11 protein-coding genes are annotated in these 12,719 nt (G+C 55.2%); 7 read left to right on the top strand and 4 right to left on the bottom strand.

Features of this window, described 5'->3' with window-relative positions; all coding sequences use genetic code 11:
- Positions 1 to 13 precede the first annotated feature (13 nt).
- Positions 14 to 1,015: a S1C family serine protease gene (locus tag JO972_RS11145; protein WP_309490127.1), complete on the bottom strand. Its 1,002-nt coding sequence runs from the start codon at positions 1,013 to 1,015 to the stop codon at positions 14 to 16.
- Between the two features lie 219 nt (positions 1,016 to 1,234).
- Here JO972_RS11145 and JO972_RS11140 point away from each other — a divergent pair, with 219 nt between their 5' ends.
- Together JO972_RS11140 and JO972_RS11135 are read left to right on the top strand one after the other, a co-directional pair.
- Complete coding sequence (locus tag JO972_RS11140; RefSeq protein WP_309490126.1) at positions 1,235 to 3,601, top strand: transglycosylase domain-containing protein; 2,367 nt, start codon at positions 1,235 to 1,237, stop codon at positions 3,599 to 3,601.
- A gap of 82 nt (positions 3,602 to 3,683) precedes the next feature.
- Positions 3,684 to 5,330 (top strand): transglycosylase domain-containing protein, encoded by a 1,647-nt coding sequence (locus JO972_RS11135; protein WP_309490125.1) that lies wholly within the window; start codon positions 3,684 to 3,686, stop codon positions 5,328 to 5,330.
- 2 nt (positions 5,331 to 5,332) lie between these two features.
- Here the strand turns inward: JO972_RS11135 and JO972_RS11130 are convergent, their stop codons facing one another.
- Entirely contained in the window at positions 5,333 to 5,932 is a 600-nt protein-coding gene (locus JO972_RS11130) for a Tll0287-like domain-containing protein (protein ID WP_309490124.1), read from the bottom strand.
- Between the two features lie 112 nt (positions 5,933 to 6,044).
- Here JO972_RS11130 and JO972_RS11125 point away from each other — a divergent pair, with 112 nt between their 5' ends.
- Positions 6,045 to 6,392, top strand: a complete 348-nt coding sequence (locus JO972_RS11125) for an ArsR/SmtB family transcription factor (protein ID WP_309490123.1) — start codon at positions 6,045 to 6,047, stop codon at positions 6,390 to 6,392.
- 74 nt (positions 6,393 to 6,466) lie between these two features.
- Here the strand turns inward: JO972_RS11125 and JO972_RS11120 are convergent, their stop codons facing one another.
- The gene (locus JO972_RS11120; protein ID WP_309490122.1) at positions 6,467 to 7,030 is read right to left on the bottom strand and encodes a YeeE/YedE thiosulfate transporter family protein; all 564 of its coding nucleotides are present in this window, start codon (positions 7,028 to 7,030) and stop codon (positions 6,467 to 6,469) included.
- A 20-nt stretch (positions 7,031 to 7,050) separates the two neighbouring features.
- Complete coding sequence (locus tag JO972_RS11115) at positions 7,051 to 7,620, bottom strand: YeeE/YedE thiosulfate transporter family protein (protein ID WP_309490121.1); 570 nt, start codon at positions 7,618 to 7,620, stop codon at positions 7,051 to 7,053.
- A 230-nt stretch (positions 7,621 to 7,850) separates the two neighbouring features.
- Between JO972_RS11115 and JO972_RS11110 the strand changes: the two genes are divergently transcribed.
- The 4 genes from JO972_RS11110 to JO972_RS11095 all read left to right on the top strand — a co-directional run bounded on the left by JO972_RS11110 (position 7,851) and on the right by JO972_RS11095 (position 12,696).
- A complete protein-coding gene (locus JO972_RS11110) occupies positions 7,851 to 9,416 on the top strand; it encodes a sulfatase family protein (RefSeq protein ID WP_309490120.1) in 1,566 nt (521 codons plus the stop codon).
- Between the two features lie 374 nt (positions 9,417 to 9,790).
- Positions 9,791 to 10,210: a hypothetical protein gene (locus JO972_RS11105; protein WP_309490119.1), complete on the top strand. Its 420-nt coding sequence runs from the start codon at positions 9,791 to 9,793 to the stop codon at positions 10,208 to 10,210.
- Between the two features lie 231 nt (positions 10,211 to 10,441).
- A complete protein-coding gene (locus JO972_RS11100; protein WP_309490118.1) occupies positions 10,442 to 11,482 on the top strand; it encodes a glycoside hydrolase family protein in 1,041 nt (346 codons plus the stop codon).
- A 59-nt stretch (positions 11,483 to 11,541) separates the two neighbouring features.
- Positions 11,542 to 12,696, top strand: a complete 1,155-nt coding sequence (locus JO972_RS11095; RefSeq protein WP_309490117.1) for a putative glycoside hydrolase — start codon at positions 11,542 to 11,544, stop codon at positions 12,694 to 12,696.
- The last annotated feature ends 23 nt before the right edge of the window (positions 12,697 to 12,719 follow it).

Below are 12,719 nucleotides of genomic sequence, written 5' to 3'. Positions count from 1 at the left end.
CAGAGGGACTGCGTTATTCTTGGAAGTCACCGCGACGGCCGAGCTTGACCTTGCGGGTGATGTTTTGCTGACCACGAGCAAGCCGCACGAGGATGACATCGCCGGGTGCGTGGCGCACGATCTCTGCGTGGAGAGCCCGCAGGTTAGTGACGCGGCGGCCATTGATGCTGAGTAAAATATCACCCGCACGGATGCCGGCGTCAAAGGCTGGGCCACCTTCAAAGGCGGCACGGATGACGATGCCGCCCCGTTCACTGTCGCCCGTAAGGACGCCGATCACCGGGGAGTCGGGATCGTCCATGCTGCTGCCGCCGAGACGGCCCCATGTTTTTCCGGCTTCGAGTTTTTTCCAGTCTTGGAGAAAGCCATCGATGCTGGCGTGGTTGTTGGAGGACAGCGACATGCCGATGGATGAGTGGATGCCGATCACGCGGCCATCCAGATCGAACAAGGGGCCACCACTGTCGCCTCCGATCAGGGTGCAGTCGGTGGTGATGAACTGGTTGTCGCCACGGGCAATCATGCGGCCAAAGCGCACTGGTGGGGTGCGCACCGCATCGAAGCCGCCGGCGTGGCCCAGGGCCACCACCAGATCGCCAATTTCCAGTTTCTTGGCGCTGCCAATTTTCGCATACGGCCAGACTTTGTTGGTATCGGTGATTTGCACCATGGCGGCATCGCGGGTGTAGTTTGCTCCGAGCACTTTCCCTTGCGTTTGGGTGCCGTCGGGGAGGATGACGGTCATTTCCTCAGCTCCCCGGATGACGTGACCGGCGGTGAGGATAAGGCCTTCGCGGTTGACGATGACTCCACTGCCGGAGGCTCCATTTTTGGTGGAGAACAGCGAGACGGTTGCGGGCATCACCTTTTTGGCAACCCGCTGGACCTTGCTCTGCAGCTTTTTCAGGTCGGAGAGATCATCGATCGACGATTGCGCCTGCAGCCCATTGACCGCGATGAGAGAGGTCAGGCCGACGATGGCGGCTAGGTTGGGTAATTTGATTCTTGGAAACATTTTTTTATAAATTTTGGTTTCATTGTATCCAGCGTAGCCGAGTCTGAGGCTTGTTCCACAAATTTTATAGCAACACTAGCGGAATGGAGCGCTGTACGGTAGAGTCGACTGACCGGCGACGTGGTCCTGTCTGGGAAAACGTCGCCGATTTGAAACCGGCCGCAAACGCCCTCTTTCAATCCATCAGACTCCTACACAGACGATTTTATTTCAATTATTATGGCACGCCGCAAAACTAACACACGCTCAGGGAGTGGCAGACTTCGTCCACCCAAGAGTGCTCCTAAGCGTAAATCGCGTGCGTCTGGGAAAAAATCCACTCGCAAGCGGGGCGGGAAGAAAGCGGCACCGAAGCCGCGCGGCGCGCTGTTCACCTTGTTGTTCTGGCCCTTCATGCTGGTAGGAAGGATCACGCGAAACTGGCATCCGGCGGTGAAATGGCCGGCTTGCGTAGCTGGTTCGCTGGCTCTGATCGCGGCCTGTTTCCTGGCGCTGTTAGCCATCTTTTACTTCGTCCGCGCCAGCAGCTACAACCTCGATAAGGTGGCGGAAATGCCGGCCCGCACCATGGTCTACGCCCGCGAGGGCAAGGTGGAGCTTGGCCGACTGCACGGGGACAACCGTTACTTGGTCGACTTCGATCAGGTGTCGCCCTACTTCCGGGACGCCTTGATTTCCCGTGAGGACGCCCGGTTTTACGACCATGGAGCGATCGATGTGCGCAGTCTGGCGCGGGCATTCAAAGAAAACATTCGCCGCAAACGCCTGGCCCAAGGAGGCTCAACCCTGAGTATCCAGCTGGCGGAGAATACCTACTTCCCACCCGACACCGGACCGAAGCCGTCGAAGCTGAAATTGATCGACCAGAAGTTCTTGGAAATGGCGGTCGCGTTCAGAATTGAGAAGCGATACGAAAAGGACGAGATCCTTCAGCACTACATGAACCGGATTTTCTGGGGTCACTCGATCCGCGGCATCGAAGCGGCTTCGCGCACGTATTTCGAGAAATCGGCCAACCAGCTGACGCTCTCGGAGGCGGCGATGCTGGCGGGGATCATCCGCGGGCCGAATGCTTTTTCTCCATTCAAGAATATCGACAAAGCCACCCATGAGCGCGATGTCACCCTGGGGCGGATGGTGCTCTACGAACACATCACCCAGGAGCAGGCAGACGCTGCGAAGAAGGAAAAACTGCGTATCCGACCCAAAAACCGGCGCGTCATCCAGGACACCTACGTCATGGACTGCGTCCGGCGTGAGCTCGATCGCATCCTCGAGGAGCACAACATCGAGGAGGGTGGGCTGACGGTGATCACCACCATCGATCACACCATCCAGCGCGCCGCCGAGCTATCCATGGAACGCAACCTCGCCAAGGTGGAAAAAACCTCCGGCTACCGACACCAAACACGCAAGCAATGGCAGAGCAAACCGCAGGGGCGACGCGGCGAGCCGGCGTATCTGCAGGGCGCAGCCGTGGTCATCGAGAACCGTAGCGGCGCGGTCTTGTCCGTGGTGGGAGGACGCGATGCCGATGAATCCAAATACAACCGCGCGATCCAGGCCAAGCGCCAGATCGGCTCCGTGTTCAAACCCTTCGTTTATCTCACTGCCTTCAATCACGGCATGCTGCCACAAACATGGGTGCGCGACAGCCGGATCCAGCCGGGAGAAATCGATGGTATGTCCGGCACCTGGAATTTGCATAACTCGGATGGAAAATTCGGCACCTACATCACCGCGGAAGACGCTCTGGTGCGCTCGAGAAATACCTCATCGGCTCGGGTCGGAAACTTTGCCGGACTGAAAAACGTCAACCAAACAGCCATCGACGTTGGGTTTATCGACGGCATCCCGATGACCCCATCCTCCTTCTTAGGCTCTTGGGAAGCCACCCCTTGGCAGGTGGCGAGTGCCTACACGGTGTTCCCTAACAATGGCGACTGGTATCGGCCCTACATCATTCAGGAAATTCGCAACGCCGAGGGCGAGCGCCTCTACCCGGGCAAGGGAGATTCCGGCAAGCTGGTGGTCAGCGCGGCCGAGCCTGGAGCGACCTGGAGCGTCTCTAACATCCTTCAACAAGTGGTCGATCGAGGCACCGGCCGCAAGGTCCGCGCCCTGGGCTACAAAGCACCCTGCGGAGGCAAAACCGGCACCACCGACGATTACAAAGACGCCTGGTTTGCCGGCTACACCGGGAATCTAACATGCGCTGTCTGGGTGGGCATGGATAAACCCCAAAAGATCATCAACCGCGGCTACGGCTCAACCCTGGCGGCACCGATCTGGACCGATGTGATGAAGGTGGCGGGTCGACTGGGTTACGCCACGCCGAAGTTCAAACCGCTACGCTTACAAACTGCTCGGCTTTGTCGCTGGTCGGCCAAACACGCCACCAGTGGCTGCGAGGCTCACAACTCGGCCTACAATGCCAAAGTCCCTGCCGATATCATGCCGGAGCCTCGCGACTACTGCACCATTCACCCGCTGCGCGCCGTGGCTCCCCGCAGAACTAACCGCACTCCGCCAAGGGCGATTCCTGTGGAGCCGGACCGTCCGCCGAGAGCGATCCCCGTTGAGTAGACGAGCCAAATTTTCTAAGCCCGGGACGAGCTGTGACTCGTCGGGCCTGTGAGCACTTTATCTTGATCTCTGAATAAATACCATGACTTGGAAACCTGCCAACCAAGCCTCGCGTCTGCCGTCATGGATTCCCGAGCGCTTGCACCGCCCACTGCGCTGGACAGTGAAGTGGGGACTGGTGGTCGGTGCTCTGTTGACGGCACTGGCCTTGTATTATTTCTACCTCGCGCTGCAGTTCAATCTGGCGGACGTGGGGAAGATGCCGGAGCGGTCTGAAATCCTCGACCGCAATGGCGAAGCCATCGGTGCCATGCATGGAGAGCGGCGGCGTTTGATCACCAGGGAGGAGATCCCCGAGATGATGGTGAAGGCGCTCGAGGCGCGTGAGGATGCGCGCTTTTTCGACCACAGTGGAGTCGATGTCAAAGGTCTCATCCGCGCCACCCTGCGCAACATCAAGGACCGATCATTCACCCAGGGAGCTTCCACGCTGACCATGCAGCTGGCGCGCAACAGCTACAACATGCGGGCGAAGTCGCTGCACCGGAAGTTCCTGGAAATCGCGCTGACCCTGAGGATTGAGGGGCAGTATGAGAAGGATGAGATTCTGACACACTACCTCAACCGCATTTATTTTGGCTCCGGATGCCACGGTGTGGAGGAGGCGGCGCAGACATATTTTGACAGGGCCGCCGCCGATCTTAACACCGGTGAGTGCGCGTTGTTAGTTGGGATCATCCGTGGACCGCATATCTTTTCCCCATTCAGAAATTTGGAAGGGGCAAAAGCGCAGCGCGATGAGGTGTTGGCACGGATGGTGGTGTGTGGGTTTTTGACCGAAGAAGAGAAACTTGCGGCGCTGGACGACCCGATCCGACTGGTGGCGGCAGCCGATCGGAATCGTAACAGCTCCTACGCCCGTGAAAGCATTCGAATCCGCCTCCAGAAGATTTTGGACCAGCACGATATCCGCAGCGGCGGGTTGAAGATCTTCACCACACTCGATTCGAAGCTGCAAGAGCAGGCGACCAGAGCGATGCAGGCACCATTCACTGGCATCGAGAATGCGGAGCAGCTGCAAGGCGCCGTGGTGGTGCTCGATCCCAGCAGCGGTGGCATTCTTGCGCTTTGTGGCGGTCGCGATTACGGCGAGTCGCCCTTCAACCGCGCGTGGCTCAGCAAGCGCGACCTCGGACCGGCATTTTACCCCTTCCTCACCGCCATGGCGCTGGAGCGTAGCAAGGTGGTGATCCCGACCTCGATGGTGCAAACCGGACGCCAGCTTGGAGTGAAGGAGACACTGCGACTGAGTAAGCGCTTTGGCTTCGAAGGTCCGTATCAAGAGACCGAAGACCTCTACCGCGGAGCCATCGCCGCCACTCCCATGGAGCTGGCCACCGCCGCCTCTGCGATCGTGCATCAGGGCGAGCGACCCGAGCCGCACATGATCATGGCCATCACCGACATGGAGGGGAATGTGCTCTATGAAAATACCATCGCAACCACGTCCGCCATCTCCAAGGTGGTGGCCGAGCAGGCGAGTGCGGGGCTAAAATCTTCCGGTAGCCAGCTCGTGACCTCCACCGCCTCCCGCCGAGACGGCTGGGCTATTTCGTTCCAGCCGGATCTTGTGAGCGTCGTCTGGTTAGGCTTCGACGATCCGAAAACGATCGCCGATAGAGCGACCTTGAAAAAGACACTCAGCAGCCTGCTTGAAAAGATTCGTTAGGTTTAAAGACCGTCCGTAGAAATCTCCACGCGGAAGGCACCTCGGAGGTCTCCTTTTTTAAAACCGATTGCCTCGTCCTTGGGGTAGAGACGGTTCAAGTTTGAGCGAAGCTCGGCGGAGAAGCTATTAGAATCACCATGACATTTGAGGCAGATTTCTTGGGTCATGATCGGTTTGTAGAAAACCAGCTGGTCGCCAGATTCGATGATTTCATGTTCTGGAAGATCCTCTCCGCCCGACATGAGACGCTGCCACTTTTCCATGATTTCTCGGCTGGTGACATCGGGAGCATTCAGCGGATTGCGCACTTTCAAGGCAGTTCGTGTCACTTTGAAATTCACATCGTCCCGACTGACTTCAGCCGTAAGAGGCTGGGCGATTTGCTGACAGACATGCAGCGCATTCTCTGGCCCTCCCTGTTGCAGGGCAGATTTGAGCTGGGTGCCAAGGGTTTTCATGAGCTTGGCGGAAGCTTGTTCACCAATCTCTGCTGCCGCGGCGTGATCGGTCGTGTTTACTGTCGTGTCTGCCGTTGAGGGGCGATCGCAGGAGGAATACATCAATAGCATCAAGGGAGCGGCGAGGAGGAGATAGTGATTCATCGGTCTAGGTGGGTTGATATGAAGAGTGGGATTGGCGGGCGGAAATCATTTTTCCGTGGCTGTATCTATCTTCGTGGGTTGATAATATGGCGAAGATAGAATAAAATAGGGCGTGCCAAAGAAGAAAAAGCAACAAGGTAAACTGGGTGAGGAAGCGCTGGAGGCGATGGCGGCCACATTTCGCGTGCTCTCTGAACCGGGTCGATTGGCTCTGATTCAGGAGGTGAAGGAAGGCGAACGCACGGTCGGTGATCTGGTTGATGAGACCGGTCTGGCTCAGGCAAGTGTGTCCAAACATCTCAAGATCTTGTTTGATGCCGGACTGCTTAACAGGCGCAAGGAAGGGGTGAAGGTGTATTACTCCGTGAAGGGAGATTTCGTCTATTCACTGTGCCGAATGGTCTGTCAGAAACTGGACGAAGAACAGAGAGGGCGCGGGGAAATCGACTTCGTGATCTAGCTCCGGCCGAGTTTCGACTCGGCAGACTCACGGATTTGCCTATTTTCAAGACCCGCTACTCTCTCTGAAAACGTTTAGGCTTTCTTCGACATTTTTTCGATCAAGGTGAAGGCCGTGGCTGCGATAGCGACCAAGATCACCCACCATCCGGCGGTAGGTATGGCCGTGACATCAGGGAGTCGCACTTTGCCCTGACTCCAGACATTGAGGATGTGTTCCTTCACCCAGCTGAAACTGAGTGCGTAAGCGATCCCTCCCACCAGCATACCGAACAGGCCCATCAGGGCATGCAAGCGACCGGTGGCGATCGCGGCGACCGCAGTTCCAGGACAGTATCCATAAAGAGCCATGCCAACACCGAAAATGCCACTGCCGATGATTACACCGAGCAGGTTGGCCGGTTTGACTTGATAGCCTTCGATGAGGCCTCCGTTGATCATCAGCGCTACGCCAATGCCGCCCACCACGATGGCAGTGAGCATGATTTTCATCACGGTGAAATCTTTCAGTCGGAATAGATTTACGATGACGTTGTAGTCGGTGACTCGGCCCTTGTTGAGCAGGACGCCAAAGATGAGGCCGAAAGTAGCAGCGAGCACGAGGCCCTCGATACTGTCTTTTGCAATAGGTATATTCATGGGTCAGTTGGGTTATATGATTAAGAAATTGAATTGGTTTTGCGGAATAACAGGCGTGCAGTGATGTAGCCGGTGACGAACATGACGGGGAAAAACACCCAGCTGGACAACGCGAGCTGCATCGTTCCGCTGATGCCGTGGCCGCTGGTGCAGCCACCTGCCATACGTGCTCCGTAGAGTAGGATGGCACCGCCGAAAAATGCGGCGATCATCCGCTTTGCCACACCTCCGCCCTGATGCTGAGCCCAGACGTCTGGCACTTTCTCAAAGGAAATATCCTTACCAAAGTGAGCACTGATCCAGGCTCCGAGGCCTGTGAAAATGAGGAACAGGGTGCTGTAACCAAAGGCCGGTGTCTTGCTCGCCCAATAGGCGTTCTCGCTGACGGCCTCCCAGCCCACGAAGATGCTGGCCACCCAGCCTGAGAACTTGGAAATCTCAGTGGACATGCCAATGGGTTTGTTGACGAGCAGGAAGGCCAGCCAGCTCAGAACTCCAATGCCGGTGCCAACCAGGTAGGGGTTCCATTTTTTACGGTGTAAACTGAGGGGACTCAGTTCCACGGTTGGGTTTGATTCTGTATTTTTCATCTTTGAATGATTGTTTCCCGATGACTTCTTATCGGTTTATTCCTATATAAGAATATTATAGGGTTTTGTCAACTTGGATCGAAGGCGGTGAAGGTGAATCATGAGGATTGTGGACATCGTCATCAGCGAAAACCTCGGTGGATAGGGCGATGCAGGGCGGAAGTGGAACTTTAAGAAAAATGTCTGAATTCTTGGCAGTATGTGGCTGGTAGTATAAGGCCAAGATCAACATGAACTCTCTATTCAAACAAATCACACCCGTGGCTCTCACCGTGGCAGCGCTAGTCGTTCCCTGGAGCATTGCAGACGCCGCAGACAAACCGAATATCATCGTCATCCTCGCCGATGATATGGGCGTGGGCGACGTCGCGCACAACGGCGGCAAGGCAGCCACTCCTCACATCGACCGCCTCGCCAAGGAGGGCATGCGTTTCACCGATGCCCACACGTCTTCCTCCGTCTGCACACCCACGCGCTACGCTCTACTAACAGGTCGTTACAACTGGCGATCACCACTCAAGCGAAGCGTGCTCGGAGGCACCTCGAAACCTTTGATTCGCAATGGGGAGACGATTTTGGCGAAGTTTCTCGGTCGTCACGACTACCACTCGTCGGTCATTGGCAAGTGGCACCTGGGGCTCGGCTGGCAGAAGTTAGCGAAGAAACGTGAAGCCGAAGAAGGCCCGACCAAGGGGCTCGGCTGGGACATTGATTACACGAAAAAGGCGGTCAACGGCCCAGTGGATCTTGGATTCAGCGAAGACTTTCTCTATCCAGCCAGCCTCGATATGGCGCCCTATGTTTATTTGCGGAATGACAAAGCCACGGCGATCCCCACTGTCTCGCGCACCTTCTGGAGAGAGCGCTGGGGAGCGGCCGTGAAGGAAATGACCTCCGATCAGGTGCTGCCTGATTTTGCCCGTGAAGCCCGTGCCTTCATCAAGCGTCAGGCCAAGACCGAGGCTCCGTTTTTCCTCTACCTGCCACTGACCAGTCCCCACACCCCCATCACGCCCTCAAAGCGCTGGCTGGGCAAATCCGGACTTGGAACCTATGGCGACTTCTTGATGGAGACCGACTGGGTGGTGGGCGAAGTGCTCGCCGAGCTGGATGCGCAAAACATCGCCGATGAGACCTTGGTGATTTTCACTACTGATAACGGCTGCTCACCTGAAGCTGACCTCCCTGATCTGGCGAAAAAAGGACACTTCCCTAACGGCCCGTTGCGCGGACATAAGGCGGACATCTACGAAGGTGGTCACCGCGTGCCCTTCGTGGTGCGCTGGCCTGGGAAAGTGGCTGCAGGAAGCGAAAGCGATCGCACCCTCTGCCAGACCGATATCTTTGCTACCTGTGCTGAAGTGATTGGCCAGTCCGATGACCTGAAAGCCAGCGAAGCTCCGGATTCCTTTTCCTTCCTCCCGACACTTCAAGGAGCAGAGCAGGTCGCACGTCCGCAGATCGTGCACCACTCGATTACTGGCAGCTTCGCCATCCGCAAGGGCGACTGGAAACTGTGCCTCTGCCCGGGCTCCGGTGGCTGGTCCGGCCCAACGCCTGCCCGTGCGTGGAAAAACAAAAAGCTTCCGCGCGTTCAGCTGTTCAACCTTAAGTCTGACCCGACCGAAAAAACCAACGTTCAGGATCAGCATCCTGAATTGGTGAAGGAGCTGGTTAGCGAGCTGGCCACGGTGCTAAAGTCGGGTCGTTCCACAGCCGGAGCCCCCCAACAGAACAATGGCCCCATCCCCTTTAACGAGGAAATCATTGCGCTCTACTCAGAGTTGAAAAACTAAGCTGTTCCAATCGCCGTCATCAGACGGCTCACAGCACCTCTTTTCACCCGTCATGACCTGGTAAGATATCAGGAAATGACGGGTGTTTTGTTTTTTGTAAACGAGCTAGTAGCGGAGGTCTGTAGAGGCTCACTGCCATACCGAATGACACTGGATATCAACATCGCTTAAGCAGGAGAATGCAAAAAGTGGCGCTTTAATAAACGATGTGAATAGCTGTGGATCAATCGAAAAGAATAAGTATCACAGAGATTACAGCCTGAGCCGTTCACCGCTCTAAACAATCACCGGATCATAAGCATGCCTAATCCTATTGAGCGGCTCCCACGGTCATCTTATTCTTGTATCTCATTAAATTCTAACACTTTAGACCAATGAAATACATACCCTTCCAACTTCCCACTCTGATAAGCCGCCCTTTGAAAGATTTGGCACTGTTATCGCTTGGCTCACTGGCGATGGCGGCCTCCGCTGCTGCCGATAGCTACGCCACACTGGCTAGTGCTGGTGATACCATTACGCTTGAAAAAGGAGAGACAGCCTTGGTCTACTCAGCATCAGGTGTCATTGCCTACAGCAAAGCTGGAAGCCAATGCGCTTTCCTCCGCTTTTCTGTGCGGCGCGATCGCACCAGCACGCTGGATGAAACCTCCAAGTATCCTCTGCCACTTGTCGGCCCGGCCAAGATCACCGTGCGCAGCACCGATGGCTACGTTGGTATGCGCATCGTTGATACCGGAGTGCGTGTAGCCAAAAAGACTCAAGAGAAGTTAGTCTATGCCGCCCGCCCCTGAGACACCGATTTTTTGAGGTGATTTACAACGCCCGTGGATAGTTGCTCCCTTACTTGGGGACAATGCCCACGGGTTTTTTGTGTGTTGTCGGGAGTGGTCGACAGCATAAGCCAGTTGCTGTCTTGATCAGGAGGCAACCAGCTATCGGTCGAATGACCTATAGATCATGGCATAGGTGAGATGCATGATGTTAACGCATGAGTTCTTAGAGGTTCTCATCACTCGTCCATTATGAAATTCACATCGCTATTACTCGCCGCCATTGTCACGGGACTTTTTTCACATGCCGCAATCGCCGTTGAAGAATCGGCCTTTGTGCAATCATTGGTTCCTGGACCTTATATTTTACCCTCCGACGAAGGTTCCTGGACATGGGGGATGGCTCCGATTTATGACGAGAAAGGGAAGGTGCATGTGTTCAACTCGGTGATACCCAATCGTGACCAGGGTGGAGACTGGAAAAAGAACAGCAAGATTGTGCACTGGGTGGCGGATCGGCCCGAAGGACCTTACACCTTGTTAGGCGATGTCTTTGTCAGCGATCAAGCCAGCTATCACAACCCCCAGATCAGCAAAGTGGGTGACACCTACGTGCTGGTGTTCTTGCTGAACCGTCACCAGGATGAAAATGGCTCCAAGCAAGAGGTCGGCATCGCCACCGCGAAATCGCTGCAGGGGCCGTGGATGGAAAGTCCGTATAACCCAATTCTCAGAGCTACCCAAGAGAATGGGCAGCACGCCTCGAACCCTAGCTTTGTGGTCACTCCCGATGGCAAATTCCGGATCTATCATAAGACGATGACAACTGTCGACGGCGAGATTTTCAGAGAAATATCACTCGCCACTAGTGATCACATCGAAGGCCCCTACACGATGACCAAAGAAAACCCGGTGCTCTCCTACGCGAAACAGAAGCTCGATATCGAGGATCCCTATGCTTTTTACTACAAAGGGAGCTACTACATGATCGTGGAAGACCGACAAAATGTGAAGGGCATGCTGGAAGGTAAACCGCAAGGGAAGGCTCGCCTTGGAGGGTTTCGTCCGGGGCTGATCTATCAATCGAAGGACGGCATCCACTGGGGACTGCCAAAGGTGGGATATCAAACAAACCACCTTTACTACGGCCACGAGCTAGCGCGCAGTGAGCGGCCCAGTATTTTATGGAAAAATGGCGAGCCTGAGTATCTCTATCTCGCATGCCACGACGACCAACCAAGCGCTGGTTATATCTTGAAAATCGACGGCTGGAAGGGTGAGGTCAGCAAGTGAGGAAACTGTGAGAGGCGTAGATCATTCATATCTAAGAATCATTGTATATCATATCTAACATGAAAATAGACTTTCAAGCTAAACTCAAGCTCACTCTGGCCTGTGTAACGATCGTTTGCGGAACAAATAGCTCGGCACAAGAACGCGACCACTATCCGAAATTCAGCTGGGACAAGGTGCCGGTAGCTTTTCATTTTGGGGAATCGGGAGCTCTGCTGACCGCCGAGGAGGCCAAATTTGTCGCCACACGCTCGAATTTTGTCTGCTTGGAAAAAGGCCACGGCAGCAAGCAGTTTAAACACACTGAAGATGCCATTGAACAGGAAGCAAGGCAGTTGAAAAAGCTGAACCCTGAGATGAAGGTGATCTTCTACTGGAACACCTTTCTCGATTACCCGATGTTCCGTGCCCATGACGACTATCAAAAGCACCCGGAGTGGTGGCTGAAGAAGACGGATGGTGAGCTCGATCTGAAACAGGGTCGATTCAAACGTTACGACCTATCCAACAAGCAAGTCCGGAAATGGTGGGTGGACGTCGCCCACAAGGCCGTTGTGCAGGGCAGCTGCGATGGTGTTTTCATGGATGCCTTTCCCCAAGTGGTTGCCTCCGCGAACAAAAGGTTATGGGGGAGTGACAAGTATCAGGCGATCCAGCAAGGACTCGTGGACATCGTCGAAGAAACCCGCGAGAAGTTAGGCGATGACCAACTGATCGTTTACAATGGAGTCCGCAGCACGCCGCCACGCAAAATTGGCAATGATTTCATGAAGCAAACTGACGCCGTGATGATCGAGCATTTCGGTCACTTCCGCAGCGATAGCAAGGAGTGCATCTTGGCGGACATGGAGGCGATCATTAAGGCAGGGAAGGCCGGGAAGATCGTGGTCGTCAAAGCCTGGCCTGGGTTCTCTTGGCTCGATAAGGACGCGATGAAAAAGCCGCTCGAGGAGAAGAGAAAACTCGCGGCAAAGAATATCACATTTCCCTTGGCGGCCTTCCTGGTGGCTGCGCAGGAACACGCTTATTTCATCTACAGCTGGGGCTATGTGATGGATATGGGCTGTCTCGAGTGGTATCCTGAATTTGATCAAAAATTGGGCCCACCACTGGCTGATGCCGTCAAGTCCGGCTGGGAGTTCAAGCGCGAGTTCAAGCATGCCTCGGTTTGGGTCGATCTCGAAAAGAAACAGGCTCGGATTGATTGGAAATAACCAACGCACAGAATGTGTGATAC

Origin of the sequence: Oceaniferula flava (assembly GCF_016811075.1) — a bacterium.
In the GTDB taxonomy this organism is placed as follows: domain Bacteria; phylum Verrucomicrobiota; class Verrucomicrobiia; order Verrucomicrobiales; family Akkermansiaceae; genus Oceaniferula; species Oceaniferula flava.
Note: the sequence above shows the minus strand (reverse complement) of the source record. Positions and strands in the feature narration are given on the sequence as shown.